26 protein-coding genes and 1 pseudogene are annotated in these 26,851 nt (G+C 65.8%); 9 read left to right on the top strand and 18 right to left on the bottom strand.

Going from position 1 to position 26,851, the window contains the following annotated elements; translation table 11 throughout:
* Positions 1–206 precede the first annotated feature (206 nt).
* The gene (locus tag DAT35_RS48860) at positions 207–1,100 is read left to right on the top strand and encodes an alpha/beta hydrolase (RefSeq protein WP_108076248.1); all 894 of its coding nucleotides are present in this window, start codon (positions 207–209) and stop codon (positions 1,098–1,100) included.
* Positions 1,101–1,184: 84 nt separating this feature from the next.
* Here DAT35_RS48860 and DAT35_RS48855 read toward each other — a convergent pair whose 3' ends face one another.
* Together DAT35_RS48855 and DAT35_RS48850 are read right to left on the bottom strand one after the other, a co-directional pair.
* Positions 1,185–1,889, bottom strand: a complete 705-nt coding sequence (locus tag DAT35_RS48855; RefSeq protein ID WP_108076247.1) for an autoinducer binding domain-containing protein — start codon at positions 1,887–1,889, stop codon at positions 1,185–1,187.
* Positions 1,890–2,183: 294 nt separating this feature from the next.
* Positions 2,184–2,759 (bottom strand): reverse transcriptase domain-containing protein, encoded by a 576-nt coding sequence (locus DAT35_RS48850; RefSeq protein ID WP_199243234.1) that lies wholly within the window; start codon positions 2,757–2,759, stop codon positions 2,184–2,186.
* 69 nt (positions 2,760–2,828) lie between these two features.
* On the opposite strand from DAT35_RS48850, the pseudogene DAT35_RS48845 reads away from it, so the two are divergent.
* Positions 2,829–3,002: pseudogene (locus DAT35_RS48845) on the top strand (response regulator transcription factor); the annotation flags it as partial.
* Positions 3,003–3,066: 64 nt separating this feature from the next.
* On the opposite strand, the gene DAT35_RS48840 reads toward DAT35_RS48845, so the two are convergent.
* The 4 genes from DAT35_RS48840 to DAT35_RS48825 are packed head-to-tail and all read right to left on the bottom strand — an operon-like array spanning position 3,067 to position 6,014.
* Positions 3,067–3,663 (bottom strand): hypothetical protein, encoded by a 597-nt coding sequence (locus tag DAT35_RS48840; RefSeq protein ID WP_108076245.1) that lies wholly within the window; start codon positions 3,661–3,663, stop codon positions 3,067–3,069.
* Between the two features lie 4 nt (positions 3,664–3,667).
* Positions 3,668–4,714, bottom strand: coding sequence for a hypothetical protein (locus DAT35_RS48835; RefSeq protein WP_146210192.1), 1,047 nt, complete (start codon positions 4,712–4,714; stop codon positions 3,668–3,670).
* Entirely contained in the window at positions 4,642–5,025 is a 384-nt protein-coding gene (locus DAT35_RS62565; RefSeq protein ID WP_108076243.1) for a transposase zinc-binding domain-containing protein, read from the bottom strand. Before DAT35_RS62565 ends, DAT35_RS48835 begins: the two co-directional genes overlap by 73 nt.
* Positions 5,025–6,014, bottom strand: a complete 990-nt coding sequence (locus DAT35_RS48825; RefSeq protein WP_108076330.1) for an aldo/keto reductase — start codon at positions 6,012–6,014, stop codon at positions 5,025–5,027. Before DAT35_RS48825 ends, DAT35_RS62565 begins: the two co-directional genes overlap by 1 nt.
* Positions 6,015–6,215: 201 nt before the next feature.
* Here DAT35_RS48825 and DAT35_RS48820 point away from each other — a divergent pair, with 201 nt between their 5' ends.
* Positions 6,216–7,151, top strand: coding sequence for an AraC family transcriptional regulator (locus DAT35_RS48820; RefSeq protein ID WP_108076242.1), 936 nt, complete (start codon positions 6,216–6,218; stop codon positions 7,149–7,151).
* Positions 7,152–7,229: 78 nt separating this feature from the next.
* On the opposite strand, the gene DAT35_RS48815 is transcribed toward DAT35_RS48820, so the two are convergent.
* The 3 genes from DAT35_RS48815 to DAT35_RS48805 are packed head-to-tail and all read right to left on the bottom strand — an operon-like array spanning position 7,230 to position 9,306.
* Positions 7,230–8,009, bottom strand: a complete 780-nt coding sequence (locus DAT35_RS48815) for an Imm49 family immunity protein (RefSeq protein WP_108076241.1) — start codon at positions 8,007–8,009, stop codon at positions 7,230–7,232.
* A gap of 12 nt (positions 8,010–8,021) precedes the next feature.
* Positions 8,022–8,942, bottom strand: a complete 921-nt coding sequence (locus DAT35_RS48810; RefSeq protein ID WP_108076240.1) for a hypothetical protein — start codon at positions 8,940–8,942, stop codon at positions 8,022–8,024.
* Between the two features lie 22 nt (positions 8,943–8,964).
* Positions 8,965–9,306 carry a DUF4150 domain-containing protein gene (locus tag DAT35_RS48805; protein ID WP_233262168.1) on the bottom strand — a complete coding sequence of 114 codons (342 nt, stop codon included), beginning with the start codon at positions 9,304–9,306 and terminating at the stop codon, positions 8,965–8,967.
* A 414-nt stretch (positions 9,307–9,720) separates the two neighbouring features.
* Here DAT35_RS48805 and DAT35_RS48800 point away from each other — a divergent pair, with 414 nt between their 5' ends.
* Positions 9,721–10,494: a hypothetical protein gene (locus tag DAT35_RS48800; RefSeq protein WP_108076238.1), complete on the top strand. Its 774-nt coding sequence runs from the start codon at positions 9,721–9,723 to the stop codon at positions 10,492–10,494.
* A 66-nt stretch (positions 10,495–10,560) separates the two neighbouring features.
* Here the strand turns inward: DAT35_RS48800 and DAT35_RS48795 are convergent, their stop codons facing one another.
* The 4 genes from DAT35_RS48795 to DAT35_RS48780 form a co-directional block, all read right to left on the bottom strand.
* A complete protein-coding gene (locus DAT35_RS48795; RefSeq protein WP_108076237.1) occupies positions 10,561–10,974 on the bottom strand; it encodes a hypothetical protein in 414 nt (137 codons plus the stop codon).
* 294 nt (positions 10,975–11,268) lie between these two features.
* The gene (locus DAT35_RS48790) at positions 11,269–11,832 is read right to left on the bottom strand and encodes a hypothetical protein (protein ID WP_108076236.1); all 564 of its coding nucleotides are present in this window, start codon (positions 11,830–11,832) and stop codon (positions 11,269–11,271) included.
* A 161-nt stretch (positions 11,833–11,993) separates the two neighbouring features.
* Complete coding sequence (locus DAT35_RS48785) at positions 11,994–13,058, bottom strand: ribonuclease T (protein ID WP_108076235.1); 1,065 nt, start codon at positions 13,056–13,058, stop codon at positions 11,994–11,996.
* A gap of 275 nt (positions 13,059–13,333) precedes the next feature.
* Positions 13,334–14,263: a polysaccharide deacetylase family protein gene (locus DAT35_RS48780; protein ID WP_108076234.1), complete on the bottom strand. Its 930-nt coding sequence runs from the start codon at positions 14,261–14,263 to the stop codon at positions 13,334–13,336.
* A 185-nt stretch (positions 14,264–14,448) separates the two neighbouring features.
* Here DAT35_RS48780 and DAT35_RS48775 point away from each other — a divergent pair, with 185 nt between their 5' ends.
* Complete coding sequence (locus DAT35_RS48775; RefSeq protein ID WP_108076329.1) at positions 14,449–15,330, top strand: LysR family transcriptional regulator; 882 nt, start codon at positions 14,449–14,451, stop codon at positions 15,328–15,330.
* A gap of 85 nt (positions 15,331–15,415) precedes the next feature.
* Positions 15,416–17,122: a protein kinase gene (locus DAT35_RS48770; protein ID WP_108076233.1), complete on the top strand. Its 1,707-nt coding sequence runs from the start codon at positions 15,416–15,418 to the stop codon at positions 17,120–17,122.
* Between the two features lie 12 nt (positions 17,123–17,134).
* Here DAT35_RS48770 and DAT35_RS48765 read toward each other — a convergent pair whose 3' ends face one another.
* The gene (locus DAT35_RS48765) at positions 17,135–18,034 is read right to left on the bottom strand and encodes an NAD(P)H-binding protein (RefSeq protein WP_108076232.1); all 900 of its coding nucleotides are present in this window, start codon (positions 18,032–18,034) and stop codon (positions 17,135–17,137) included.
* 123 nt (positions 18,035–18,157) lie between these two features.
* Between DAT35_RS48765 and DAT35_RS48760 the strand changes: the two genes are divergently transcribed.
* Positions 18,158–18,880, top strand: a complete 723-nt coding sequence (locus DAT35_RS48760) for a TetR/AcrR family transcriptional regulator (protein WP_108076231.1) — start codon at positions 18,158–18,160, stop codon at positions 18,878–18,880.
* A 96-nt stretch (positions 18,881–18,976) separates the two neighbouring features.
* On the opposite strand, the gene DAT35_RS48755 is transcribed toward DAT35_RS48760, so the two are convergent.
* Together DAT35_RS48755 and DAT35_RS48750 are read right to left on the bottom strand one after the other, a co-directional pair.
* Positions 18,977–19,732, bottom strand: a complete 756-nt coding sequence (locus tag DAT35_RS48755) for a DUF5953 family protein (protein WP_108076230.1) — start codon at positions 19,730–19,732, stop codon at positions 18,977–18,979.
* The gene (locus tag DAT35_RS48750; protein WP_108076229.1) at positions 19,729–20,712 is read right to left on the bottom strand and encodes a DUF6310 domain-containing protein; all 984 of its coding nucleotides are present in this window, start codon (positions 20,710–20,712) and stop codon (positions 19,729–19,731) included. Before DAT35_RS48750 ends, DAT35_RS48755 begins: the two co-directional genes overlap by 4 nt.
* 264 nt (positions 20,713–20,976) lie before the next feature.
* Between DAT35_RS48750 and DAT35_RS48745 the strand changes: the two genes are divergently transcribed.
* Entirely contained in the window at positions 20,977–21,177 is a 201-nt protein-coding gene (locus tag DAT35_RS48745) for a hypothetical protein (protein WP_108076228.1), read from the top strand.
* A gap of 159 nt (positions 21,178–21,336) precedes the next feature.
* Here DAT35_RS48745 and DAT35_RS48740 read toward each other — a convergent pair whose 3' ends face one another.
* Positions 21,337–22,473 carry a hypothetical protein gene (locus DAT35_RS48740; RefSeq protein WP_108076227.1) on the bottom strand — a complete coding sequence of 379 codons (1,137 nt, stop codon included), beginning with the start codon at positions 22,471–22,473 and terminating at the stop codon, positions 21,337–21,339.
* A 571-nt stretch (positions 22,474–23,044) separates the two neighbouring features.
* Between DAT35_RS48740 and DAT35_RS48735 the strand changes: the two genes are divergently transcribed.
* A complete protein-coding gene (locus tag DAT35_RS48735; protein WP_146210191.1) occupies positions 23,045–24,799 on the top strand; it encodes a hypothetical protein in 1,755 nt (584 codons plus the stop codon).
* 61 nt (positions 24,800–24,860) lie between these two features.
* On the opposite strand, the gene DAT35_RS48730 is transcribed toward DAT35_RS48735, so the two are convergent.
* The gene (locus DAT35_RS48730; RefSeq protein WP_108076225.1) at positions 24,861–26,768 is read right to left on the bottom strand and encodes a HEAT repeat domain-containing protein; all 1,908 of its coding nucleotides are present in this window, start codon (positions 26,766–26,768) and stop codon (positions 24,861–24,863) included.
* Positions 26,769–26,851: the final 83 nt, after the last annotated feature.

Genomic DNA, 26,851 nt, shown 5'->3' with positions numbered 1-26,851 from the left:
GTGCGCTCCTTCGTCGACTCCACCGTCGCAGCCAGGGCCGGGCTCTCCTCCTCCAGCCCTGGCTCCGCCCCCGCTTGAGGGAACTGGTGTGGAGCGCGCGTCCGAGCCTGAAAGCCAACGAGGTGAGACTTCGGTGAAGTGCGGGCCCTCGTCCATGTTACCCTGATGCACTCGTGGAGAAGTCGGGCCGATCGGGGTGCATCGCGATGAAGGACTGCAGCAACCAGGACAAGGTGAAGACGAAGCTCCTGGCGAACACCTGTCTGGGCATGATGGCGATGCTCCTCGCGTCATGCGGTGCTCCCCCACCCGTCATGGCGCCCATTGAAGCCATGTATGCCCAGACGGGGCCATCCGAGGCCGCCACCCTGGACATCCAGGATGGCTCGGGCAAGAAGCTCTACAAGATATACCATCCCAAGGAGCTCACCTCCGGCCATCCCATCATCGTCTGGGGAAATGGGAGCTACGCACTCCCGCAGGATTACGACGGTCTGCTGACCCATCTCGCCACCTGGGGATTCGTCGTCATCGATACCTACTCCAGCTCCACCGGGACGGGAGCGGAGCTGGTGGCAGCGGCTCAATACATGGCCGAGCAGAACGACACCTCGGGCAGCACCTTCCACGGAAGGCTCGATCCCACCCGGCTGGGCATCGCGGGCCATTCCCAGGGCTCCACCGGCGCCATCAACGCCCATACCAATTTCGCCGCTGGAGCGCTCATCAAGACCGTCGTCTCCATCGCGCTGCCCGCGCTCCACTGGTGCGAGCCGGAAGACGTCTATGAGACCTCGAGGATCTCGGTTCCTTTCTTCATCATGGGAGGAACAGGCGATGGGCTCATCTCACCGCGCTCGAGCAACAAGCGCGCCTACGACAACGCGCCGTCCACCCTGCCAGCCGCCATGGCGATGGCCATCGACGCGAACCACAACGCCATTCAAGGAAACGGAAACAATCACAGAGGCTACCTGACCGCCTGGATGTCCTATCAGCTCAAGGATGACCCGGCCGCCAGGGCGGCTTTCGCGGGAGACAACCCCGAAATCATGACCAGCCCTGGGTGGAAGGATGTCTCCACCCGGAATCTGGAGTGATGGTTGCCCATGCCCACCGAGCCGCCCCAATGTCCGGCGCCTGCCTCCACACCCGGCACAGGCGAAGAACCGGGGCACCCGCTGTCAGAGGAGTCCGCGGTTGGCTGCGATGGCGATGGCGCCGGCCATGTTGGCCGCGTTGGTCTTGGTGATCACGCTGCGGATGTGGAAGTTCACGGTGCTGGTCGACAACGAGAGGATGTGGGCGATGTCCTCGGCGGTCTTGCCGGCGGCAGACCACTTGAGGACTTCCAACTCCCGCTCGCTCAGGCTTGGCTCCGGGGCGAGGAGGGACAGGTGATGCTCGCTGATTAGGGTATGCAAGGTGTTGCACAACCAGAGGACCTGGGAGCTCTTCTCGTAGAACTCGGCGGTGCCGATCTCGCCGCTAGCCCTGGCCACGCTCAGTTGGCTTTCGTTGTGCCGCAGGTCCTGCACGGATTGGGTCCAGCCATGGCGCAAGCCGTGATTGCACGCTGCCTCACGGAAATGCGGCACCTCGCGGTATAGCTCATCGCGCCAGAGCACCGGAAGCGTGGAACGATGGCACAGGGAAGCGACCGGGTCCTGCCTGAAGAAGTCGGCGTCCTGGAGGCGGGCGTTCCATTCAGTGGGGTAGTTGTTGTACAGGACGACTTGAGGGGGATGGGCGGAGACCTGCAAGTGCAGGGTGAGGCCGAGATAGGTCATCTCCAGGCCCTGCACCAGTTCAACGGCAAGCTTGAAGAGTTTCTGGGGTTCCTGTTCGTTAAGCAGCAGTTGCAGTTGCTCGTTTTTCCAATGTGGCATGGGTCGCAACTTCGTGATGACTCCGTGGATCCAAACACTCACTCCCCGGGAGATTTTAGGAAGAGACTTAGCATCACGTTGGGAATTTTTCACTGTGGCGTGCTCGGATTCATACGTTTTCAGGTTCCCCCAAGCAAGTGAGGGGGGCGAGCGTGGCACCTGAGGCAGCGGTCAGGCAGGAGCCGAAGAAGAAGCGGATGCCGCGAGTGGGTAGGGTCGAGGGCTGGCGCGGTGGTGTGCAGGCTGCTCTTGGCCGTATCCGCCGTTTCCGGCTTCGTGCCCGTTTATAGGCTCTCAGCGGAAGTGCGCAACCCAGCCCCTCAGAATCGGGTTGATGACTCGTATCACCCGGTCCACCGGCTGGGACACGTGGCGTCGGAATTCCTCCTTGAGCTTGCGCAGCAGTGCCGTGCGCTTCTTCAGCTTGGGCACATACCGCGGTCGCCTCTTCCCCGTCTTCGTGGGTATCTGGCGGAATTCAAACCCCAGGAAGCCAAACGCCTCTCCCTTGGTCAGGTCGGCGACGCGACTCTTCTCCTCGTTCACTTCCACACCGAGCTTGCCGAGCTCCTCCCTCAGCCGCCGGACCACCGCTCCTTCCAGCCACGCGTATCCGCGGGTGGGGTCCACGAGGACAACCAGGTCGTCGGCGTAACGCGCGTACTGCACGTGCGTCCTCACCTTCTCCCTCGTCACCTCACGGGCCCGCTCCAGCATCCGGTCCACCTCGTTGAGGTAGAGGTTGCTGAGCACGGGCGACAGCACTCCCCCTTGCGGCACTCCGCGCTCCCCGTTCGCCTTCAGCACCATCTTCAGCAGGTGCATCACATCATCGTCGTTGACGCGGCGGGCCACCTTCGCCAGCAGCACATGGTGCTGCTGGCGAAGTGGGCTCTCTGGTCGATGTCGATGAGCACTTGAGGGCGCGAGCGGGAGCGGGAGGTGCTGCTGCTGGTCGCCGACGGCCTCACCAACACGGACATTGCCCGGCGGCTGGGCATCAGCGAGAAGACGGTGAAGTCCCACGTGAGCAACATCCTCGGAAAGCTCCAGGTGGAAGACCGCACCCAGGCCGCTGCCTTCGCCTGGCGCGAAGGCCTCAAGCAGCGCTGACGCGTGGGTGGGGTTGCTGACGGGCGTACCAAGGAGCCCGCGGGGGGGGGCTCCTCGAGGCTCGCTATAAAGGCACGTTTTCAGGATCAGTCGCGAAGAGCGCATGAAAGAGCGTGGTATCAGGCGGTTCCAGCAGATCCACGATGAGTGGGATTCGAGTCTCGGCGATCTCGCGAGGAAGGGCCTCAGCCCCGAACATCGCCTCGATCTTCCTGCCAACGACCTCCGCAGGCACCTGCATCTCGGGCGGAAGCGGATCGAAAAAGACCTTACGGGCGATCACGTCTTTACCTTTGTAGTCATAGTGCAGGCCATAAACTGTATAGACAGGCGCCAGGATGCTGAGGCAGCCGACAACACCCCAGCGGCGCTCCCGCGGCCCACCCTCATGACTCGCCTCCACAGGCTGCAGATCCGTATACACGATACAGCGGAAACAGGAAGTAGAGGTGGCCGTGATATGTCCGATATGGAATTGCGGAAGCGCCGCCCTGAGCTCGCGCACGAGCACGCGCCATTGATCCAGCTTCTTGAGCTCTTGTTTCCACGCGGCGTGGAACCTCTTCAGCTCAGGGCTTTTCTCCAACTTGCCATCAAACTCATGGTCCGAACGCCAGTAGTTCCGAACGATGGAAAGCAACTCTTCCGCTGAAATTGGCATGGGCTTAGAGCTCAACTCGGATGGGATTTGTTTCCTCTTCGCACTGGCCCGTCACTTTCGAGCCAAGCACGGCGCGATTCAGAACAACGTGAAACGTGTTCGTGAATTGCCTGCAGACGAGGCCAGGAAGTGGAGAGGAGGGGGAGGCGATCACCTCCCTCAAAGCCTCGTTGGCACAATCGGCAGCGATTCGCTGGGCAAGCGGCTCGGATACCAACCCGAATGTCTCAGTTTCGATGGGCATTCCTACGCCGAATTGGCAGAAATAAGGCTCCAGGGTCGATTTGTTGACTACGGTCGCATGTATGCACGCGGCCCGCCAGCCACCCGGTCCTGCTTCGGTTTTCTCGACGATGGTGGTGAATTGGAAGTGGCTGGGTTGGTAATGGTTGATGCTGCATCCCGAGAGCACTGGCAGAACCACCCCAAGCAACCGCAGGAGTGCGGGTATCCGCGTGAGTCGCCGTGAAATGCCCATGGCACCACCTCGGCTCAAAAGGCTCAGCCAAGCGCCCGATATTATCCCAGCCTTCACCGCGGGTGCAATTGTCTCGCGCAGAACATGATGGGTCCTCGCAGATAGGGATAATGACGTGCCCTCAGGGAGAGTCCCCGCGTGAGCCAGATGAACATCGAGCAGGTGAAGCAGGCGGCGGAGTACGTCAACGTCGTGCGGCACAAGTACGCACAGCCGGCCAGTGAGCGTGTCTCGCTCGGGCGCCTGCTGCGGCTGGTGGTGTTCCTCTCCGTCTGGCTGGTGCTCACCGGCGTCTTCACGCTCGTGGGCGGAGCGCTCGCGGGCCCCGCCGACGTGGGCGTGGCGCTGCCCGTGGGCCTCGTGCTTGCGGCGATTCCCGCGTTCCTCCTCAGCCGCATCGTGCGCGTAGCCGCGCAGTGGGAGCGCGGCGTCATCCTCCGCCTGGGCCGCTTCCACGGGATAAGAGGCTCGGGCATCCTCTTCGTCTTCCCCGTGGCCGACTACGCTCGCTTCGTCGACAGGAGCCTGCTCACGCTCAACATCCCCCACCAGCAGGTCGAGGATAGGACGCATGGGGGGCCCAGTGAAGGGAGGCGGGCAGGTGAAGAGGGGCCAAGAAGGGCGTCCAGAATGGCGCGCACCCCACCGGGGCCGTCAGGCACGTGCGGCAGCACCCGCTCCACCAGGTGCACGGCCGTTACATGCGCGCGCTTCGCGTTGCAGGACGGGCACACCCCTCGCCCCTTGCACGAGAAGGCGACGAGAAGCTCGTCCTTGCAACTCTCGCAGCGCACCACGGGCCCACCCCAGCACCAATTGGGGCGCGTCACCCTGGGCGCTACTGGGTAACTCGGTCGGCATATGCCCGCCGGCGGTTGCCGCATTACGTCCAGGAGGGCATGTGACCCGGCGAATAGCGCGCGCCGGAACCTCCGTTCGGGAGGAGCTCCGCCACCCGAGCGAGCGTGGACGCAGAGAGAGAGACCTTCGCCGCGCCGACATTCTCCTCGAGTCGTGAACGATTCTTGGTCCCGAAGATCGGCACGATGTCGTCTCCCTGCGCCAGAAGCCAGGCGAGAGCAAGCTGCGCGATCGTCAAATCATTCGAGGCTGCGAGCTGTCGAAGCTGTTCCACGGCCGCGACGTTCGCTTGATAGTTCGCTCCCTGCCAGCGGTCGTCCCAGCGCCGCATGTCTGTTTCCTCGTATTCGGCGGCAGGTTTGACTGTCGACGTCAGGAACCCTCGACCCAGAGGTGAGTACGGCACGAAGCCGATCCCGAGCTCACGAGTCACGGGAAGCACGTCGCGCTCGACCGCACGCTCGAAGAGTGAGTATTCGGTCTGCAGGACCGAGACAGGTTGCACCGCGTGTGCGCGCCGAAGAGTGGCAGGTCCCGCCTCGCTCATTCCGAAAAAGCGCACCTTGCCAGCGGAGATGAGGTCCTTCACCGTTCCGGCGACGTCCTCGATCGGGACCGCTGGGTCGACGCGATGCTGGTAGAGTATGTCGATGTAGTCCGTCTGCAGGTACCGAAGGCTGTTCTCGACGACGAGGCGGATGCGCTCCGGCCGACTGTCGAGTGGAGTGCGCGTGGCAGTCATGTTCGGAATGTCGAACCCGAACTTGGTCGCGATGACAATCTTGTCGCGGAATCCTTTGACTGCTTTGCCAAGGAGGACCTCGTTGGTGCCGGTGCCCCTGCCGTAGAGCTCTGCTGTGTCGAAATGCGTGATGCCGAGCTCATAGGCGCGGCGGATCGTGGCGATGCTCTCGTCGTTGTTGGCCGAACCGTAGGCCATGGTCATCCCCATGGTTCCGAGACCGAGAGCCGATGTCTCAAGACCATTCTTTCCGAGCCTTCTCTTTTGCATGGAGAACCTCACGTGACGTCTCGTGATGCGAGCGTTGAAAGAGCTGACTCCAAGCTACGCCTCGGAGGGCTCAGCAGGTAGAACGATCCTCGAAGAGTCTTGGATGATCCTCCAATCGCCTCCATTGACGAGGCGATCCGCGAGCACCCTGCCTTGCATCGCCATGGGCCACCGCATAGAACGAGCCTCGAGGAGTCTTGAATGATTCTCCAGCGGACTCAATCTGTGACCCGCGCCGCGAGCTCCGCCCTCGCCGACGCCCGCCGCGAGCTCGCGGCGATCATCGCGCGCCACGTTCCCAATGATGGAGAGCGTTCGCCTCTTCCTTCGATTTATCTCGGACGCACGTCGAAGCCGACAGGACCGATGCACGTGCTGTATGAGCCGGCGCTCGTCGTGGTCGCGCAGGGGAAGAAGCTCGTGGTGGTCGGCAGTGAGGAGCTCGCCTACGGCGATACGGCCTACCTCCTCAACTCGGTCGCTCTTCCGGTGACCGGTCGCGTCGTGGAAGCGTCACAGGCCGCGCCGTTCCTCTGCGTGCGGATCCCGCTCTCCGCTGCCCTTATCGGCTCCGTCCTCGCGAATGTAACGCCGTCGCCGGAGACAGGTGCGACTCCCGCAAAGGGGCTCGACATCCGCGCCCTGGAGCTGCCGCTGCTCGATGCCGTGTTGCGCCTCGTGCGCCTCGCCGATACGCCCGAGCACGCTCAGGTGCTCGCACCGCTCATGCTGCAGGAGATCGTCTACTGGCTTGTCGTGGGGGGCCAGGCCGCGTGTCTCCAATACATCGCCACTGTCGGCGGTCGCGCCCATCGTGTTGCCAGGGCGATCGCATGGCTCCGCAAGAACTTCGACCAGCCGATGCGCATCCAACACCTTTGCAAGGTGGTGGGGATGAGCTCATCGGGCCTGCATCTTCACTTCCGGGCGGTGACGGGGATGAGCCCGCTGCAGTACCAGAAGACGCTTCGCCTCCAGGAGGCGAGGCGTCTGATGCTCGGTGAGCACCTCGACGCCGCGACGGCGGGCTTCCGCGTCGGCTACAACGATCCCTCGCAGTTCTCGCGCGAGTACCGAAGGCACTTTGGTGCGCCGCCGCTTCGAGACGTATCGAGGATCCGCACCGGGGCGGAGTAAACGCGGCCCCAGGAACGATGTCAGACGATTCGTAGAGGAGACGAGGTGTCGGAACCAGTCCTTTGACATCTTCCCCGCTCAAGGCCAGGCCGGGTAGCCATCCTGCGGTATGCGTATGCGCGGCTCGAGCAGCTCCGGAGGCAGCATCCGGTGCTCCACCGTCAGCGGCACGCCAGCTCGCCGCGCCACCTGTATGAGCGCCAGGGCCTTGATGTCGATGTCGCCGGCGCCGGGATCCAGTTCCTGCTGCTCCTCTGGAGAAAGCTGATCGAACAGGCTCAGGTACTCAAGCAGGCCCTTGTTGAAAGCCGCAGCATCCTTGTGCACCAAGCTTGCCAGCACAGCCATGTCCCTATCAAACCGGAACTTGCCGGTGCATGTGCGCTGAAACTCCTGGAACGCCCGGAGGGTGAGCGGCTCATCGCCGCTGGCCAGCGCACGCAGCAGGTTTGTATAAGTGAGGAACTCCTGCCCGTCAGGCCCGTTCAGTTGCTTGGGCATGAGCACATCGATTTCATGAGCGAGTTCGAAGTTACCCGCGGCCATGGCGCACAACAGCGGTTCATCTGTGTAGGCATTGACACGCGCTCTGTCCACATCGAATCCCTGGTAGTAGGCTTTGAGGAGTGTGAGGTACGTCAGCGCCCCCCGGTGCAGGTCCTCGAAGTAGCCGTCCACGTCCGCCTGCAGAAGGAAGTGAAGCACGGCGCGGCAGCGGTACATGCCCACCAGGCTCCACAGAAAGCCACCGAGGTTCTTACAGGCTGCGTAGGGGCGGGTGATGTCCTCTCTCAGGAACATCCTTACGGCGGTATTGATGCTAAGCAACGAGTCTTCAAGCAGCTCTTGCTTTGACATGCGATAATGGCCTTAGCGGCTGATGATGGGGGAGGGGGGAGGTGAAGACACGTGGGAGGGTTGTCTCTGCAGCCAGTCTTCAAAGTCCTGCCCCAGCTCTATGAACTCCTGTGGGTCCTGGGGAAAGGGCCACTCGATGCTCAGTTCGTTGACAGAGGGAGTTCCGCCCTCGCCCAAGACGAACAAGTAGACGCCAGGATAGACGGGCACTTGAGCGGCGCCATAGATGTTGACCACGCGCCTGCCGCGTCTGCCTATCGCGGCTCTCAGCATCCGGACGCTCTCCTCGATGATCGATGCCTTCTGGGAGGTAGGGAGCCCTTGGAGGCCAGCGGGATTTCTCAATGCCTCGCTGGCTCGATTCCCGATCCACTCCCAGCTCATCTGCCGGCAAGGTCTGCCGTTGGCCTCGTATCTCCCCAGGCGCTGCCAGACACTCCGCGGGTTGCGCCTCCACCTGGCATAGATGCGCATGTTCGTGGTGAACTTGGACTCGCAGAAGACACAGCTCTGGTCACTGTTACGCCAGAAGAAGCTGTCCACACCACAATTCTCGACGGTCATGGTCGATCCGCCTGAGGAGGACACGGTGTTGACGTACTTCGAGGCCAGCTTCTTATATCCCTCACCAATGTAGCGCCTCTCGGCGCGCATGACGGAGTAGAGTTCGAGCTCGTTGTTGGTCAGCTTGTTGGAGTCATCCCAGACCTTCCATGTCAGCTTCACATCCTTGCTCGTGCCACTGCCAATGGGCTTCTCCTCCGTAGGGAACGGCTTGGGGCCGCCCGCCTTCCCCTGAGGAATGGCATTCCATGTGGTCTCGAGGCGGTTGTTCTCGGCCCATCCACGCCAGGGTTGCACGTGGCCCATGCGCATCACCCGGTGGTTGGTGGCCCCGCTGCTGGTCCAGTTCTCATACTCGACGATGGCCACCGCCTCGTGTACCTGCTCGGGGTTAATTGCCATCCTTCCACTCCACCTTGAGCTTGACAGCCTCCGGATCCGGGTCCGAGGAGGATTGCCCCAAGGCAATCAGCGGCGGCTGCATCACCGGAGCCGGTGGCGTGTTCTTGTCATTGTGTAGCATCAAGTCGAAGGCCCGCGCCACGTTCTTGCCCTCGAACTTGACATCGAACGAGTAGTTGATGAACTCCGCTTTGCCCTGGATCTTGCCGGATGCGACTCCCTTGTTGGTGCCGGCCTCGTCTCCCGTGCTGGTCTTGAAATTGGAGTCCTTGACGCACACCGGGTTCATGTCAGCGGCAAAAGGCGTCAGGTTGACGAAGCCTCTGCGCATCAAGTCCTGCACCGGTTGAGGCATGCCGTGTCCCTTCCGCGAGGTAGCGCTGGCTCGGGGGCCTCTCCAGCCTTGGTTGACGGAAGTGTAGCTGAGAAGGTGCCATCGCGCTTCTCGGTTGGGTTGAGTCCTGGCATCCGCAGTGGCGGTACCAACCCAGTGCGTCGTGTTGGGTGCTTGCCTTGATGGCTACGGTGAGTGCCTCATCGGGTTCGCACCTCTAGGAGCCAGGAACGGTGTCAGACGATTCGTAGAGGAGACGAGGTGTCGGAACGAGTCTTTTGACATCTTCCCCGGCGTACCCGCGAGTAGGCCCCCACTTGGCGCACCGAGTACCTCCTGGAAGTAGGGGTCGGTCCATGCGAACAAGAGCACTTGGCCACCCGCAGTCGGGGAGGCCAGGGAGGAGCACTCATGGACGAGAAGAAGAAGCCCGAAGTGAGCGGGGAGGGAGCAGAGCGGGTGGGGCCGTACCTGATTCAGGAGCAGGTGCAGCAGTCCGACGACAGCCAGGAGGAACTCTATCTGGCCACGAACGAGACGAGCGGGGCCACGGCCCTGGTGCGCAAACACGCCGCCGAGGAGGGCAAGGCACCGCGGAAGGATTGGCGGGTGTTCCTCGGCTCCTGGGGCTCACGAGGCTACTCCGCCATGGAAGTGGAGCACACCGACTGGGCCAGGGCCCAGGACAGGCAGTCGGCGGAGTCGTTGCTGCTCACGTTGGAAGGCGTGCTCGAGGAAGTGAGGCGCATGGTCCGCGGCGTGTCCGCCCCCCACGAGCCCCGCCTCCGGTGGCGTCTGGGATGGGGCGTGGCGAGCGCCGTCACGGGATGCGTCCTGCTCCTCGCGCTGGTGTGTCTGGCCCGCGTCTCCCAATCCCCGAGAGCCCTACCAGTGCCCCCGAGCCACGAGGTGCCCGCGGCAGTCGAGACGTCGGACTTCGGCGCGTGGCTTTCGGACACCACCCCTCCGGGGCAACCCGTGCTCGCCCGACCTCTGCCGAAAGAGCCTCTCAAAGGACAGAAGCGCCCGCCCTGTATACCCTACACCGAGGTCGAGCTCGTCGGCGCCTGCTGGGCGCCTCACAAACTCAAGGCCCCGTGCCCGGATTCCCTCTTCGAGTACCAGGGGGAGTGTTACCTGCCCTCGTTCAGTGCCAAGCCGCCGCCCTCGTCGCTCGGGCAGTAGGGGGCGCGGGGTCGCTCGGGAGCCATCTTCGTCGGAAGCTGGCCCCTCGAGCCCCGTCTCACATCACTACTGGGGTCCGGCGACGCAATACACGTCGAAGGTGATCACCGAACCCGCCGGGGCACCATTCGGCCAGTCGATGATCCAGGACCACTCGTTATAGCCTGTGGGAGAGAGGTCCAGACGGGGCCCATTCCCGAGGACGACCATTCCCGCCTTGGCCGCTGCGTTGGGGAGGAACCCACCGCTCACGGCCACCGGATAGGCCGCCGGGCAGGGGTAGTGGACGAACTGGTCCACGCGGCCGGCCGGAATGCTGAGGGTGTACTTGCCCTGCCAGCCAGCGCCGCCCGGTGTGGCATGCGTCACCTTGGGCAACGTCACGCACAGCGCCGCCGCTCCAGCGAGCGCGAACGCGAGAAGGGCACGGTTCTTACGACGCGCGTTTGCTTCGGTGGGGTTGAGGGGATGCTGGTTCATGTGAAACTCCAATAGGGTGGTATTTCTCGTATTCACGGGTTGACGTGATTTTCTTAAATTGCGCCTCCGCGTGTTTCCTGTCAAGCCAAACGACGGGTTTTGAGATGGATTCAAAATCAGAGCATCAGTGAAGCAGGTGGTTTCAACCACACGGTTACTAATGCATCGCCAATGCAATTCGGACGGCTCTCGCGCCGGGCTCGGCGAAGCGCGGGAGCGCCGGCCCGGCCTCAGCAGCCACGGTCTCGGTGAGGCCGCTCTGGGCGGAGGGAGGGGGAGGGCGGCGCGGGGGCCTCACGGGCTGCGGTCGAGTTCGTTGGAGAGGCCCAGGTCCTCCACGGAGCAGGTGCTCCCGTTGGTCTCGACGATGAGGTCCGTCTGGGCCGGGAAGACGTTGACCCCGTGCAGGTAGCTGCACTCGACGAGCGCGTTCATGTTCCGGCTGCTGCTGTAGGTGAAGACGCGCGCGGGGACGCTGAAGTCGCCGTCACTGCCCGGGGTGGTCGCCACCGCCGTGTTGGGTTTGAAGTCCCAGGACTTCACCTTCACCTGCCAGTGGTCTCCGGGAATGCAGCAGTCGGCGGCCTTCACGTCGATCTGCTTTGTGCCCGAGCAGGTGACGGCGAAGCGGCGCACCTGGCCCGGCCGCTCCAGGATGCAACTGAAGCGCAGTTGATTGCCCTGGTGCTCGGGCCGCCACGTGCGGGCATCGGCGCCAGCGCGGACATTGCCGTCGGAGCGGGCCTGGGCCTCCTCGTCGGACGAGCCCTCCGCGTACCCCAGCGAGGCGAGGCCGAGTACGGCACCACACACCACGACAGCACAACGCTTCCAGGCCTTCATGGACAGACGGAACATGATTTCCCCCTCCTTGGACGAGCATGGGCTCGCACTCACCGGATGGAGTCATCCGGGAGTGACCAAGGAGTGGGCATACCTCGCGCGGGCGGATATTGCTCACAAGCGCGTGTAGGCTTTGGGGTTTCGATAGACAGGACTGACCCGGAAGGGTGTGGGGCTCAGTGCGAGAAGCCCACGGCGTCGATGAGGATGCGCGCCGGGCAGTTGCTGCGAAAGTCCGGAGGGGTGGTCTGGATGAGCTCGCTCAGCTTCGAGCCCGCCGCGATGTGGGCTGGCAGGGCGATGGAGAGGTCGGTCAGCTTGCCGCCGGCACAACCCAGGTGCAGCCGCTCGCGAGCACCGGCTCCCAGGGCATTGTCCACCTGCGCGAGGAAGTCTTCCCGCGCAATCTGCTTGCCCATGTTCAGAGCCATGTATTTGCTCATCCCCGAGTCGTTGAACTGCTGGGCGAGGTTCATGGCCTCCTCGAAATACTCGCTGGGGGTCCAGTCCTGCTGGCAGGTGCCGTGCTTGAACCACTCGTGGCGCTCCAGGCAGGAAGCGGTGCCGGGCATCACCTGCCCCAGCGCCTTGGCCACCTCCGGGTCCAGGCCGACGTCGGGGTAGTCGCAGAACTCGCGCGGCTTGCTCCGGTGCTCACAGTCGCCGTAGTTCGTGCCGCACGCCTCGCGGTTGGGCCACAGGCCGTGCAGGGTGAAGTTGCCCGCAGACTGGAAGGTGGTGGGGAAGCTGGCGCCGCACTCTTTCTTGGAGCGGTGGCTCTCGCAGAAGGCGGGCTGCCAGCTCAGCGCCAGCACGAAGCTGTCCTGCAGGCCTGGAGTGCTGCAGAGGCCCCCTCCACCTCCACCCCTCCTGGAGGAATCCGGGGGCTCGGAGGAGCCATCGTTCACCACCGGGGGCGTGGTCGGCCCGCCCTCCGTCAGCGTCCCGCAGCTCGCCTGGACCCACCGCTCCGGGGGATTGGCCTCCTCCACGCGCACCCGGTACCAATCGGGCTGCTCGGGACGGTTCACTTCCAGAATCACATATGCATCTCCCACCTCGAGGCGCGTCTTGTCCGGGTTGTTCTTCTTTTTCTTCGAGACGAAGGCCTCGCAGTCCTTCTCCGCTTTCAGCGTGCCGCTGCCGGGAACACTCGCCCAGGCGGTGGTGTGCCCGAGGACGAGGAGGACACCGAGGGCCAGGAAGGTGGAAACACGCGGCCGACGCAAAGGCAGACCCATGGGTTCTCCGTGGATGCGAGGGTGGGGGCCGGACCCGATGTGCGAGCAGCGCACCGGTCGCGCACAGTACCCACGTCCCCGCTCCACTTCCGCAGCGGAGCGCCGCAATGACAACAGTCACACGCGTACGGACGCGTGACATCCACTTTCGGCAGTTGGCCTCGAACCCCGGGGCAGGGGCTGGTTCCACCCCACGGCTCAGGCCGCCTTCGCGCCGCACCGCACCTTCGAGTCCTCATGGGAGATGGTCCACCTGGTGAGTGGAAATGGACGCGCTACGCGTTGTTCCTCGAGGGCCCGGGAGGACTGGGCTGTTGCCCTCCACGGTGGTTGTACCAATCGGCGAGCTCTCCGCCGGTCGTCAGCCAGACCTCGCGGCGCGAGGTGATGTGGGCGAGCGCCTTGGCGAAGTATTTGCTGCGGTGGGGATGGCCGATCAAGAACGGGTGCAGGCAGAGCGCCATCACGCGTCCCGATTTCGCGCCGTCCTCGTAGAGGACGTCGAACTGATCGCAGATCATCTGCGCGAAGGTTTCAGCGCTCTGCCCCTGCTCGAGGAAGGCCGTGTAGTCGTTGAGCTCGACCGAATACGGAAGTGACAGCATCGAGCCGCTCTTCACCCGCATGGGGTAGGGCTGCTCGTCGTTGACCCAGTTGGCGACGTATTGGATGCCGGCCTCGGCCAGCAGGTCGAGCGTCCGGTGGGATTCGCTCAGCGCGGGGCTGAGCCAGCCGCGCGGCTGCTTGCCGGTGCTCCGTTTGATGGTGTCGACCACGGAGCTCACGAGCTGCCGCTCCTCCTCCTCCGACTGGCCATTGAGCAGCGTGGAGTTGTTGGTGCCGTGGCCCATCCATTCCCAGCCGAGCGCATTGCCGCCTTCGATGATGCGAGGGTAGTGCCGGCAGACGTCGGAATTGAGCGCCACGGTGCCCTTGACCCCGTGCTTCTCCATCACCTCCATCATCCGCCAGATGCCGACGCGGACGCCGTAGTCGCGCCAGGAATAGTTCAGCACGTCGGGGACGAGGTTCGTGGTGGACGCGATGACGGAGCTGGAGGGACGGTCGAACAGGAAGTGCTCGATGTTGGGGATGACCCAGACCGCCACCCGTGCGCCGTTCGGCCAGTGCAACGGAGGACGGTCGACGATGGCGGAATACGGGAAACGATCGTGCTGCTGCGGCGCTGTTGATGCCTGTGGCATTGCCTCTCTCCTTGCTCGGGATGCGACATGAACGAGGCCGGCCTGACGGAGGCGCCCCTGCCGAAGGCGCGAGGCGATTCGGGCGGCCGCGTTGATGGGCAAAGTAGGTTCATCCAGCACTGCGGACAATTGGGATGGAGTTCCGAACACATCGGACATATGTGTCCGGAATGGAGATGTGGCAGATGGACAGTCTCGGTTCGCTCAACGCCTTCGTTCAGGCTGCGGAAGCGCGCAGCTTCACGCTCGCGGGACGGAAGTTGGGAGTGTCGTCCTCGGCGATCGGCAAGGCGGTCGCGCGGCTGGAGGAGCGGCTCGGCGTGCGGCTCTTCCACCGCTCGACGCGCACGATGACCCTGACGCCGGAGGGCTCCTGCTTCCTCGAACGCTGCCGGCGCATCTTCAGTGAGCTCGAGGCGGCCGAACAGGAGCTCGCGCAGACGCAGGGCGCGCCGCGCGGCAAGCTGCGCGTCAGCATGCCCCTGGCCGGCATGTTGATGATGCCGGCGCTGAGCGCGTTCATGCGAGCGTATCCCCAGATTGAGCTCGAGCTCGATTTCACCGACCGGCTCGTCGATGTGATTGATGAAGGTTTCGATGCCGTGGTGCGCGCGGGCGACGTCAGCGACTCACGGCTGATGACCCGCACGTTGGGCACCTTCCGGCTCAAGCTCCTCGGTTCGCCCGGGTATTTCGCGCGGAGGGGGACTCCGCGGAAGCCGGAGGACCTCGAGTCCCACGCCTGTCTGCATCACCGCTTCGCCACCAACGGCAAGCTCGAGCGATGGCCACTGCGCCGCGGGCGCAAGGACTTCGAGCTGCCGACGACGGCGGTGGCGAACACGATTGAACCGCTGATCTCCATGGCCGAGCAGGGGCTCGGCATCGCCTGCCTGCCGGACTTCGCCATCCGCCGTCAGCTCGAGGAGGGAACGCTCGTGACCGTACTCGACGCTCACCTCCAGCACTCGGGCACGTTCCGGATGCTGTGGCCGTCGAGCCGCTACCTGTCACCGAAGCTCAAGGTCTTCGTGGACTTCATGGCGCAGAACCTCTTCCCGGCGTGAAGTGGCCGCGGCGTCCTGGCTCGGCGCTCTCCCAGGGGGCCCGGACTCGCGTTGCCGCCTTGGCTGCAAGAGAATGAGGCCTCGCATGCCCCACTCCCCTGATGCACGCAGCGTGACCCCCCTCGGCACGAAGTTGCTCGCCGAGCACCTCCGGGCGGATGCCGCCGCCCGCGAGGCCTCCGTGGCCCGGTTCATCAGCAGGGTGGCCAGCGTCTTCACCCTCTCCACGCTCGGGCTGACGCCCCTCATCGGCTGGCCCCGTTCCATCGCCGTCGGGGTCCTGTGCGCCTTCCTCGCCCTCTACTATGGGTGGATCCACCGGCTGCTGCGGCGAGGGTGGTTCCACCCCGCCATCCTCTGGGTCAACGTCACGCTGGAGGCCTCCACCGGAGCGTTCCTCTACGTCTGCGACATCCTCTTCGGGAGTGCCGAGCAGGCGCTGACCAACCCCATGGCCGTCCTCTGGAGCACGCTCATCCTGCTCGCGGCATTGCGCTCCAAGCGCAACCTGGCCCTCTTCGCGGGCAGCGTCGTGGCCGCCGAGACGGTGCTGCTCTACTTCCTCCTGGCCTGGCCGCGGCTGGCCGAGCCCGTCCCGCTGATGTTCTCCCCGCCCCTCGTCGTGCTGCGCGCGGCCTACTACTTCACCACCGGATGGATGGCGGCGCTCGTGGCCGGCCACCTCACGAACAAGGCCGAGGAGGCGCTGCATGCCATCCGGGAGAAGGACCTGTTGGGCAAGTACTTCCTCCACGAGCGGCTGGGGGTGGGAGGCATGGCCGAGGTGTTCCGCGCCACGTACAGCCCGGAGGGCGGCTTCGAGAAGGTGGTGGCCATCAAGCGCATCCTCCCGGCCTACGCCCAGGACGAGGACTTCGTGACGCTGTTCCGCCGGGAGGCGGAGCTGGGCTCGCTGCTCAACCATTCCAACATCGTCCAGGTGCTCGACGTGGGACGGTTCGGGGACACGTACTTCATGGCCATGGAGCACATCGAGGGCATGTCCCTGCGCGAGCTGCTCAAGCGCTACGGGGCGCTGCCACCGGTGGTGGTGGCGTACCTCGGGGCCGAGCTCGGCGAGGCGCTCGACTACGTGCACCGGCGCACGTCGAGCGACGGCGTCCCGTTGAACCTCATCCACCGGGACGTGAATCCGCCCAACATCCTCCTGTCGCGCATCGGCGAGGTGAAGCTGGGGGACTTCGGGGTGGCGCGGGCGGGCATCCACGTGCGTCTCACCCAGGTGGACCAGGTCCGCGGCAAGCGGGGCTACCTGGCTCCGGAGCAGGCTCGGGGCGAGCCCGTCGATGGACGCGCGGATCTCTTCGCGCTCGGCCTCACGCTGCACGAGGCCCTCACGGGACGGTGCCTCTTCGACAAGGAGGATGCCTCCGACATGGTGCGCACTGCCCCGCCGCCCTTCCTCATGCCGCCCTCGGTCATCCGCCCGGAGGTTCCCCCCGTGCTGGATGCGGCGATCATGGACCTGCTGCAGTGGAGGGTGGCGGACCGCACTCCGCGAGGACACCGGCTGCGCGAGCAGCTCTGTGAGTTGAGCGGCGAGTTCGCGCCCTACCCACACGGGCAGCGGGAGCTGGCGCGGCTCGTCCAGGAGGCGCTCGCGCGGCAGGGAGGACGGGACCCGGTGCGGAGCACGGAGTTCGAGACCCGGCAGGAGCGCCTCCCCGTCCAGCCGAAGAGCGAGGAGCCCACGGCGGTCCTGTCCGGGGAGGTCTCGCGCGAGAGCGGGTCGCTGGGAGCACCGCGCGAGGAGGGTGTCCGGAAGGGCTGAGCACGCCGGGTGTCACGTCGGCGACTTGCCGGCGCGAGGCCAGGCCGTTCGGCCCAGCTTCTCGGCAATCACCTCCCGCATGCTCGCCGGCGCACGCCCGAGCAACTTCTGCAGCGTGGGGTCGACCGCCGCGAACTCGCCGTTGTGGCTCGCGCGGTAGAGGCCGAGCGACATGGCGACCGCGGACGCCGGCATGCCGCGCGCCGAGAGCTTCGCCCGCATCTCGTCCTCCGACACGGTGCTTCGGCGGAGCGGACGTCCGAGGAGGCTCGACGCGATGTCGCACAGCGCTCCGAAGTCGAGCGCCTGCGCCGCCGTGAGCGGCGGCGTCGGCCCGTCGTACTGGCCCTCGCTCGTCAGAATCACCGCTGCCGCCTCCGCGAGGTCGGCGTGCGCCGTCCAGGAGACCCTTCCGTCCGCAGGCGCCTCGAAGACTCCCGTCCGCAGGGCCTGCTCCAGCAGGAACATGGCACTGGCGGCGTAGAAACCGTTGCGAAGCGCGGTCCACGCCAGGCCGGACTCGCCCAGCATCTGCTCTGTCGCCGCATGGTCGAGCATCGGGGGAAACGCCGACGAACGGCTCGCAGCCATGTGGCTCGTGTAGACGATGCGCCGCGCCCCGGCAGCCCGTGCAGCGCCGATGGCGGCGCGATGTTGGGCGAGGGGATCTCCTCCATACGCCGCCGCATTCGACGAGACGAGCAGGACCTGGGACGCGCCCTCGAAGGCGTGCGCGAGGCTCTTCGGATCCGTGAAGTCGCCCTTGCGCACCCGGACGCCCCGGGCCGCCAGCTCCTGCGCCTTCTGCATGTCTCGGACACTGACGGCCACCCGGTCCACCGGCACGCGGGTGACGAGCTTCTCCACGATGAGACGGCCGAGCTGCCCTGTCGCTCCGGTCACGACAATCATTGAACGCTCCTGCTGTTAACGGCGGAAACATCGATGCGTTATCGATGATAACGTAGTCGCCGTTAACGCCGTTAGCAATCCGATGTTATCGGCGTTCCGTTGGCTGCGTGTTATTTCAGCCGCATGGACGACCGCGAGAAGTCCGCCGCCGAAGAAGCCGAGGGCCCCGATGTGCGTGCGCGCATCATCTCGGCGGCCGCCGAGCTCATCTCCTCAGGAGGTCCCGAGGCTGCGACCACGCGGGCGGTGGCCGCCTCGGCCGGTGTGCAGGCGCCCACCATCTACCGGCTCTTCGGCGACAAGCGCGGCCTGCTCTCGGCCGTCATCGAGCACGTGCTGAAGCGCTACCTGGCGGAGAAGGCCGCGCGCCCGCCGCACCCCGACCCGCTCCAGGACTTCCGCGAGGGCTGGGACATGCACATCGCGTTTGGCCTCAGCCATCCAGGGGTGTTCGCGCTCATGAGCAGCGAGCCGCATCCGGCCTGGGAGGCTCGTGCCGTCAGCGGCGGGGAAGATGTGCTGCGGCGGCGCATCCGGAACATCGCGCTCGCGGGCCGGCTGCGGGTCAGTGAAGAGCGGGCGCTGGGCCTCGTGTCGGCGATGGGCACAGGGGCCATTCTCACGCTCCTGCGCCAGCCCGAAGGGCAACGCGACCTCGGACTCGCCGATGCGGCGCGCGAGGCGGTCGTGGCCGCGATCACGAACGAGACGGCTCGACCGGCGGACGCGGATGTCCGAGCGGTAGCCGCGGCGCTGCGGGCCTCGATGGACCGGCTCACCGTACTCACCCAGGGCGAGAGCGCGCTGTTGCGCGAGCTGCTCGAACGCATCGCAGACGCCGAGTGACGGAAGGAGCAGGCAGGGGCCGTTTCCGGGTCACCTTCCCAGTGAGCCAGAAGGCGGCGCCCTGAGCACGGCCACCGCTGCGAGCCGTGCCGAGCCTCAAGGGGTGGATCGCCCGCCAATCTCCGGGAAGCACTCGTAGGCCCGCTTGAGTGCATCGAGGTGGGCGGGGTTGTCGAGGTCGAGCGGCGCGTCCGTGAGCTGCACAACCCACCCACCCGACGCCGTGCGCCGTGAGCGCGAGAGCAGCTCGGCGTCGCGGGCGGGGTCCGGAAAGCCGATGGCCCGTGCGGCAGCGGCCGACCAGTAGTTCAGCCACCCAAGGTAATAGGGAATCTCGGGCGAGGGGATGTGCTCGAGGAGCTTGAGGGCAGGCAGCCCCCGACGTGGGGACGGCGGCCCTCCCAGCGTGGGGGCCGTCTGATAAGCGATGTCCAGCGCAGCGTCATCCGGCGTCGCATGCCCCCAGAACGCGCAAGCGCCCTCCGCTACGCGCTCCAGCATCTCCCCCGCTGCCGCGATAACGGCCGCGTCTAGCGGCAACTCCGCACGGACGTCGAGCAATGACTGACCGCCCGGGCCGATGCGTCCCGATCTTCCCCTTCCCGAAACCGTCACGGGGTAGCTCTCGTCTCCATTGCACAGGAGCGGGAGCTTTCCGCGTGTTGTCGCCTCAACGAGCCAAGCGTCGCGTTGCGGTAACTCGATGGGTCGCCCTCCTTTGCCCACTTCCCACTTCAGGCGCAAGCCGGGCAGCGCTCGTTCCATACCACGGACGACAGCGAGTGTGCGGTCGTCATTGGCCACGAGCGCTGGAGCGTAGACGGTCAGATCGAGGCGTTTCTGAGTGGTCATCGTTTGCATCCTGTGACGACGATGTTGAGGAATCGATCCGCTCGCAGCAGCGCGTCTTTGTGTGCTTGGGTGCTTACCCCGATCACGTAGCCATATCCGCATGCGGTCGCCGCGTCTCGCTCCTTTTCTATTTGCTCCAACTCCTTCTCAATCTCCCGTTCCCGGATAAAGTCAGGGTACGTGTCAAATTGATGGGTCTTGATTTCCCACAGCACACGCACGCCGACTTGTAACGCATCGAAGCTCACACCGCCCACGAGCACATCCATTCCGGGATAGCGGTTAGGCGGAAACTGATCGGCACACCTATTATGCGCGTCATCCTTGCCCGCGTGCGGTTCCGGGATGGGTTCGCACTCCGGGCGGCGGTCTCGCTCCGTGACTTCGGGTGGCAACGGGGGCGGCCAGTCCTGCCCTGCTGGCTCCGGCGTGGGTCTTTTTTTCGGCGAGGGCTTCGGGGGGGGCGGGCTTCGTACAGGCACGGGCTTCACTTCAGGCACGGGGCGCATTTCAGGCACGGGCCGCGTCTCCGGCACCGGCAGCGTAGGCGGCGGCCGAACCTGGGGACGGCCCCTCTTCTCCGCGTAAGTATCCAACGCTTCTTTGATGGCGAAGCCCACCACCACAACGCCCGCCACAACTACCGCTCCCACGATAATCTCCGGGGCGGCCAGGACGCAGACCCCGACCCCGAGTCCCATGGCAGCGGCACCAGCAGATGCGACCGCGCATCTTCCCGAGATGTCGTGAAACTCGATCCGGTCATGGTCGAGGGCATAAAAGCACCGCTCCGCCAACACGGGCCAGGGCTCAGAAGCTTCACGGACGGCGCAACGCCCCCCGTCCGTCCAGGGCAGCGTCGCCGCTCGCTGGAGGTTGGCGAGCCTCGGGTCTCGGGCCGCTGGCTCTCTTGGGCCAGGCGCTGACGTAGCGCAGGCTGAGAAATAGAGCAGAAGTGCGATGCACGCTCGGAAACGCATGGCTACGTTCTCCAAACAAGCCAGGTCCTGGAGGGTCCGTTCGGAGTATGCCAGGGCGCTCCGACTGCGACGCACGAGCACGCGAGGGGGCGCGGTAGGAATCCGCCCTGTTGCGTCTATGTCGCGTGAGAGTGCGGAACGGCGATGTCGCGAAATGCCAAACAGTCCCTGGACCGCGGCGACCGTCAACGCGTAACGTGCTCCGGCTCCGCGAGGAGCGTCAAGGATGTGGTGCTGATCCAACCATCGAATAGGAGTGTTCGAGTGGAGATCAAGCTGTTCGCCGTGTTCCTGGCCGCGTTCGGCCTCTCATTCGTGGCTACTGCGGCGACGGACGACCTGATCGTCTGCGCTGGCGGCGTTTATTGCGAGGACATCCGCCTGGAATGTCTCGCCTCTGGCAGCAGCGAGGACGTTTGTCATCGGCAGTGGCGCGGCTGCGTGCTCGACGCCTGCCCGCAGTAAGCCGGCCGTCGCCGCGATGCTCCGAGCCGAGTCCCTCGATGCGTGGGGCTCACCTGGAGTGGCTGGGCGCCGACATCGCGGCCTTCGCGGCGGTCATCTCTCGGGCGCGATGCCCCGAGCGAGGAGGGCTCGGGGCGACTGGCGCTCGAGGACGTGCACTCACTGGCCGGTCATGTTCGCGAAGAACCGCTCGAGCCGCGACTTCTCGGGCTCCACCACGCCCGCCGGAGCGCCAACGGCTGCCGCGGGGGCGAGGCTGGCGCGCAGGCCCGACGCGATTCCGGGCTGGACATGGTGGCGCAGGTCCACTGCGGTGTCGGCCTTGAAGTGGGTGCCCACTCCCATGGCGGCGTTGACGTCCGCGGAGTGCTTGAGGAAGCCGTTCTCCAGCCCGATCTTCCCGCCCGCCTGCGCGGCCACGCCCGCCACGGCGCCCGCGGTGACCGAGCCGTGCAGCCGGCCCAGGTGTCCGCCCGCCGTGCCATAGGCTCCCGCCGTGGCGCTCGCGCCCACCTGTCCCGAGAGCAGCGCCGTGCCGTGCTTCGGGTCGAAGGAGGCAATCCCCTCGGCGAAGGCGCCGGCCGAGGCCTTGGCCTCACCCTTGACGTACCCGCCCACGTGCCGGTTGAAGTCGTGGCTCGCGCTCGCCGTGACGCCCACGCCCGTCTCCGCCTTGGCCGTCAGCGCCGCCGTGTACGCATGCTCCTTCGTATCGGCCGAGACCCCGGCCTGGGCGCTCGCTCTCAAGGCGTTGGCCTCGGCGGAGAGCTGGCCGCTGGTGATGCCCAGACGGCCCGCGTGAACCTTCTGCAACTCGTAGGAAGCCTGCGGCCCGTTGAGCTCGGCCTGGGCGGAGTAGTGATACAGGCCCCCAGCGTTGTGATGGGTGGTCGAGGCCTGGAGCGAGCCCAGGTTCGTCTTCACCGAGCCCCCGAAGAAATCCCTCTCACGGGGGTTGCCCGGCCTGTCGATGAGCATGTTCTGCGTGGCGTTCGGGGGAGGCGTGAGCTTGCTGTCGCCGCCGCCCACCATCAGGTTGGAGGCATTGCCCGTGCTCTTCTCCCAGGGGGTGTACGAGGGAGCGTCCGCGAGCGCACCCGGGTGCTTCACGGGCCTGGACTGCGTGGCGATGGGGGCGCTCGGCACGGCCGCGGGCGACACGGCGGGCCTGGTGGTCATCGAGGAGGCGGCCGTGGGGGGCAGCGTGGAGGCGCGGGTCGGAGGCTTGGGATGGGACGCCGTCAGCGTGGGGAGCGTCGAGGACCGGTGGGGCAGCCTGGTGCGGATCGGGGACATGGTGGGTGCGCTCCGTGGGGGTTGTGCGGAAAGGTGATGGCTTGTCCTTCTGCACCTGACATGCCATGCCGATGTCACCCCTCCTGGCCGGGAGCGCTGAAGGAATTCAGGGGGTTAGGAGCGGCAGGGGAGCCACGGGGTGGTGAGCGTTGTCACCAGTCCTGAGACGACTGTCACCAGGAACTGCTCCACCCCCTCGAGACGCCGCCGTGCCGGGGCGAGCCGCCCAGGCGGCGTGGGCCGTGCCAGTGCGGCCACAGCGCGACGCTGCCACGGAGCAGTTGAGGGCGTCCTGCTTGTGCCCTCCCGTGTTTCTCCCGAGCGTTTCCCGAGAGCGTTTCAAAGACGAGCGCCTCGTTGCATTCCCGTGCAAGTCTTTTCGCTCTCGAGAAGCTCATGGCCTCAATTGAACAGTCCATTCAAGGCTCCCCGTATACATGCGATTGTTGCTTGCTGTAAAAAACAGCCAACGTCATGGCTGGCCGGAGCCATGAGGGTAGCGTTTGGACAATCAGGAGCCCGCGATATGCATTGTGTCTTCAATCCATGGGGAGTCTTCTCGAGTCATTCCTTGCGCCAACGGCTGGGATGGGCCGTGGTCTGGGGAGTGGCCGGAGCCGCGGGACTGCTGCCCCTGGAGAGCGGGGCGCAGAACGTCCCGCCCAGCGTCATCTTCTTGTTGGACAACAGCAAGTCCATGCAGGACTTCCCCGAGTACCTTCCCGAGGCCTTCACGCCCGGCTACGACTCCCCTCCCCCGATTCCCCTTATCGGAGACCACGGCTACGACGGGGATTTCGGGCACTTCATCAACACGGGCTGCTCGGACCCGGCACTGGTCTCCGCGATGAGCTGGTTCGACAAGGACAGCTCGGATACGAAGAAGAACGGCTCCATCATCTACGACAACGACGCCGACTTCGGCTCCACGCCGATGTTCGAGCCCAACAAGTTCTACCACTCGCGCGGTCGGCGCCTTGCGTGGCAGCGGGGTGAGTACCCATTCTCACTCATCGATGACTTCCGTCACCTGGATGGGGCCTCGGATTCACTGACCGCCTGCTTCCAGGTGGTCGGCTGGACGGGGGCGTATTGGGGCACGACTGTCATGAATGAGTGCCAGTCATGTCTGGCGAACAAGGGCTGGTGGCGCGGTCCGATGGTCTCCGCCAAGACGCAGGTGGGCTACAACGGCCCCACGCGGGAGTTCGACGAGCCGCCGCTTCCTCCCGAGGCGTACCGCAAGTGGATTGTGAGCGGCCGGGTCCTCAACGTGCGTCCGCCCCGGTTCGTGATCGCGCGCAAGGCGCTCAAGGAGGTCATCGCCACCGCGAGCAATGTGCGAATGGGCGTGGCCACCTTCGGTGCGGACCACGGCTGGTTCGACCCTCCGCAACTCCTCGCGAGTCTGCGCCCGAGCTGCGACCAGTCCATGCCAGTCCTCGACGAGGCGGCGCTCAACCGGCCGCTGCTGATGCAGTCCGTCAACACGGCGGTGTTCCGGAACAACGAGCGCTCCCTCGGTGAGGCCTTGTTCGGCCTGGGTGGCTACTTCTCCTCGCAGAGGCAGGACAACCTCTGGACGAACTGGTTCAAGCAGCCCCTCAACCCTGGCTACTTCGGCTGGCCGGGGTGCTGCAATGGCGGCACCTATGACAACCCGTACACGGGTCAGACGGGCGCGACCTACGCCGCGGGCTCCGATGAGTGGCTCAAGCTGGGCTTCACGGATCCCTCCACGGGGACCTTGCGGCCGGGCCAGCCCTGGGAGGGATATGGGCTCGACAAGTCTGTCTGCTTCAACACCCAGACCAGCGCGGTCATCGCGCTGACCGCCGGAAGGCCCTACTACGACAACTCCGTTCCCATCACCCGGATGATGGCACTGCTCAAGGCCGACGGGGCCAGGCACCCAGATGGCACCCTGCTCAGGTTCGATCCCGTCAATCCCGAAACCAACCCGGATGTGGGAGGCGTCAATTACTGCGACCAGTTCGAGCGAGACCCGGTGACTCATGAGAAGTACACCAAGGCGGACTGCGACTACATCGATTGGAACTGGCCGGCCGGTCTGGGCGTGGGCAACAAGAACTTCATGGATGACGTGGCCTTCTTCCTTTCACACAAGGACCTTCGGTGGGATCTGCCCGGCAGCCAGAGCGTGCGCACGTTCGTCGTTGGCTATGGCGACAGCAGTCCCATGCTCCAGAGCGTCGCGCTGGCGGGCCGGGGCCAGTTCTACCGGGCGGACTCGCCGGATGAATTGAAGGCGGCGCTGCTGAGCGCCCTGGCCAAGTGCCGCGCTCCCGCCGGCTCCGTGCCTTGAGGACATCCCTCCCAGGCCCATGAACGAGAGGCCTCGGGCGCCACGTCCCCCCCGCGAGAAATCACTGTGCCGGCAACATCTGGCGGATGATCCCTCCCAGGTCATTGTCGCCCCCGCCGTTGCGCGCCAGGAGCGCGACTAGGATCGCGTCTCCTCGCGCTCCCGCGCTCTGCCGCTGAGTTCGCACCAGCTCCAGCAGCGCGGCATCGGCGGACAGGGGCGTCTTGCCCGCCTCGACCTGCTCGGCCAACCGGCTCCAATCCCCCGGCTCCATCGTCTGGGTGAGCAGCGAGGCGAAGGCGCTGCTCGCCACCGAGGAGTGCGTGTCGGTGGCGAGCGAGAGCAGCGTCTCGCGCGCGGCCGGTGTGTCCAGATGCCGCAGCGAGCTGGCCACCTGGTCGCGCACCTGGGGATCCTCGCTCCCCGAGTACGCGCGGATGGCGTCCACGTCCTCCAGCCGCGCCGCGTTCCCCAGCGCCGCGAGCAGGCCCCGCTGCATTCCGGGCTCCTGGGTATACGCGAGCTCATCCCGGAGGCGGGCACCATACTGCCGTGCCGCATCCTCCCGTCCCATCTGCGCCAGCCGCCGCACCGTCGAGCCCAGCGCCACCGCCGCCCCCTGCGCCGACGCCACGTCCCGGGCGTTGCGCGCCCGCTCGAACTGGTGGGCGATGAACTCCGCGGACTCGGGCTCGGGGGCCTCCACGAAGGAGAAGCGCTGCACCAGCAGGCCGAACTCGCGCGAGTGCTCCTGGGCCACCGGCGTTTCCAGCGCCGCCCGGAGTGCCGCTTGCGCCGGGCCATCTCCCGCCTGGACCAGCAGGTCCAGCACGAAGCCGCGCCCCTTCAGGGTGAGCTCCGGGTTCTGGAACTTGTGCACCAGCTCCAGGTCCGCCTCCGGGTGCAGCCGCAGGTAGGCTCCCGCCTTGACGATCAGCGCGTGCGCGGGGCGCTGACCCGCCTCGAAGTGGTCGATGTCCAGCATCAATGACTCCACGCTCACGCCTTGCGCGAGCCGGGCATCCCGCCGCGCGCCCAGCTCCGCGTCCGTCACCGGCTGGGACAGGGGCCGTGCGGGAGTCTGCGCACGCGCCAGGAGCGCGGCCGCGTCGTAGCGCTCCTGGACGAGCCGCTCGAGCGTGAAGGTCCACCCGGCGATGATCGAGGGCTCGGTGGCGCCGCGGCGGGTGTAGCTCAGCTCCACCTGGTCGGAGAACGACACCGGAGCCCCCGTGGCATCGAGCGACAGCAGCGCGCTCCCCCGCACCTGTTGCTGCCCATCGAGCGCCGGACCCGGCACCGCATCGAGCGACTCGTAGGCCACGGGCGTGCGGTGCAGCCGGTCCCCGTCACGCAGGTAGCGCACGCTCGCCTGTCCCACGGCGGAGCGCTCCACCGCCGTCCACTCCGTCGCGCCCGCGGTGGGCAGCGTCCAGTGCAACTGCGCCACCAGGGCCCTCAGCGCGGACTGCGTCGCGGCGGGCACGGTTGGCTCGAAGGCGAGCGCCACCGGCTCTCCCGCCGTGTTGAACGTCACGAACGCCGGGTGGCCGCTCAGCTCGCCCATCACCTTCGCCTCGTCCTCCACCGCGTCCCGTCCCTGGAGCTTGAAGGAGAACCGGCGCAGCTTTCCGTAGGACACCGCGGCGCGGAAGCCCTCCGGCGTCGCGCCCAGTCCTTCCACCACCACCTCGCCCTCGACCTCCGTCTCCGCCAGGAGCCGCTGCGTCTGCTCCTTCCCCGCGCCCTCCTGCGCCGGGGTGATCATCCCTCCCGTGCGCGAGCTCCAGGTGAGCGCGTACACGTGGCGCACGCCCTCGGCCCAGGGAAAGCGCAGCTCACCGCGCGCCGCCGGCGCCATCGTCTCCGCGGTCACGGACGCTCCGCCATCGAGTTCCACCCACGCCAGGCTTCCAAGCAGGGCCGTTGCCAGGGATGCCACCACCACATGCTTCGCCTTCAGACTCATGGGTCTGTCTCCACGTGCCGCCCGGAGGCGGGCTTTGTTTTCGGGTTTCAAGGACGAGCGCGGCACGGTGCATCGCGTGTGCC

Origin of the sequence: Vitiosangium sp. GDMCC 1.1324, from assembly GCF_003044305.1 — a bacterium.
Lineage (GTDB): Bacteria > Myxococcota > Myxococcia > Myxococcales > Myxococcaceae > Archangium.
The sequence above is the reverse complement of the archived record's forward strand: the minus strand, read 5'-3'. Positions and strand labels throughout refer to the sequence as shown.

Excerpts from the sequence above, each read along its gene's own strand:
- DAT35_RS48860 (WP_108076248.1), top strand. The coding sequence starts at position 207 with ATGAAGGACTGCAGCAACCAGGACAAGGTGAAGACGAAGCTCCTGGCG.
- DAT35_RS48855 (WP_108076247.1), bottom strand. The coding sequence starts at position 1,889 with ATGCCACATTGGAAAAACGAGCAACTGCAACTGCTGCTTAACGAACAG.
- DAT35_RS48840 (WP_108076245.1), bottom strand. The coding sequence starts at position 3,663 with ATGCCAATTTCAGCGGAAGAGTTGCTTTCCATCGTTCGGAACTACTGG.
- DAT35_RS48835 (WP_146210192.1), bottom strand. The coding sequence starts at position 4,714 with ATGCGTCCTATCCTCGACCTGCTGGTGGGGGATGTTGAGCGTGAGCAG.
- DAT35_RS62565 (WP_108076243.1), bottom strand. The coding sequence starts at position 5,025 with ATGCGGCAACCGCCGGCGGGCATATGCCGACCGAGTTACCCAGTAGCG.
- DAT35_RS48825 (WP_108076330.1), bottom strand. The coding sequence starts at position 6,014 with ATGCAAAAGAGAAGGCTCGGAAAGAATGGTCTTGAGACATCGGCTCTC.
- DAT35_RS48820 (WP_108076242.1), top strand. The coding sequence starts at position 6,216 with ATGATTCTCCAGCGGACTCAATCTGTGACCCGCGCCGCGAGCTCCGCC.
- DAT35_RS48815 (WP_108076241.1), bottom strand. The coding sequence starts at position 8,009 with ATGTCAAAGCAAGAGCTGCTTGAAGACTCGTTGCTTAGCATCAATACC.
- DAT35_RS48805 (WP_233262168.1), bottom strand. The coding sequence starts at position 9,306 with ATGCGCAGAGGCTTCGTCAACCTGACGCCTTTTGCCGCTGACATGAAC.
- DAT35_RS48800 (WP_108076238.1), top strand. The coding sequence starts at position 9,721 with ATGGACGAGAAGAAGAAGCCCGAAGTGAGCGGGGAGGGAGCAGAGCGG.
- DAT35_RS48795 (WP_108076237.1), bottom strand. The coding sequence starts at position 10,974 with ATGAACCAGCATCCCCTCAACCCCACCGAAGCAAACGCGCGTCGTAAG.
- DAT35_RS48790 (WP_108076236.1), bottom strand. The coding sequence starts at position 11,832 with ATGTTCCGTCTGTCCATGAAGGCCTGGAAGCGTTGTGCTGTCGTGGTG.
- DAT35_RS48785 (WP_108076235.1), bottom strand. The coding sequence starts at position 13,058 with ATGGGTCTGCCTTTGCGTCGGCCGCGTGTTTCCACCTTCCTGGCCCTC.
- DAT35_RS48780 (WP_108076234.1), bottom strand. The coding sequence starts at position 14,263 with ATGCCACAGGCATCAACAGCGCCGCAGCAGCACGATCGTTTCCCGTAT.
- DAT35_RS48775 (WP_108076329.1), top strand. The coding sequence starts at position 14,449 with ATGGACAGTCTCGGTTCGCTCAACGCCTTCGTTCAGGCTGCGGAAGCG.
- DAT35_RS48770 (WP_108076233.1), top strand. The coding sequence starts at position 15,416 with ATGCCCCACTCCCCTGATGCACGCAGCGTGACCCCCCTCGGCACGAAG.
- DAT35_RS48765 (WP_108076232.1), bottom strand. The coding sequence starts at position 18,034 with ATGATTGTCGTGACCGGAGCGACAGGGCAGCTCGGCCGTCTCATCGTG.
- DAT35_RS48760 (WP_108076231.1), top strand. The coding sequence starts at position 18,158 with ATGGACGACCGCGAGAAGTCCGCCGCCGAAGAAGCCGAGGGCCCCGAT.
- DAT35_RS48755 (WP_108076230.1), bottom strand. The coding sequence starts at position 19,732 with ATGACCACTCAGAAACGCCTCGATCTGACCGTCTACGCTCCAGCGCTC.
- DAT35_RS48750 (WP_108076229.1), bottom strand. The coding sequence starts at position 20,712 with ATGCGTTTCCGAGCGTGCATCGCACTTCTGCTCTATTTCTCAGCCTGC.
- DAT35_RS48740 (WP_108076227.1), bottom strand. The coding sequence starts at position 22,473 with ATGTCCCCGATCCGCACCAGGCTGCCCCACCGGTCCTCGACGCTCCCC.
- DAT35_RS48730 (WP_108076225.1), bottom strand. The coding sequence starts at position 26,768 with ATGAGTCTGAAGGCGAAGCATGTGGTGGTGGCATCCCTGGCAACGGCC.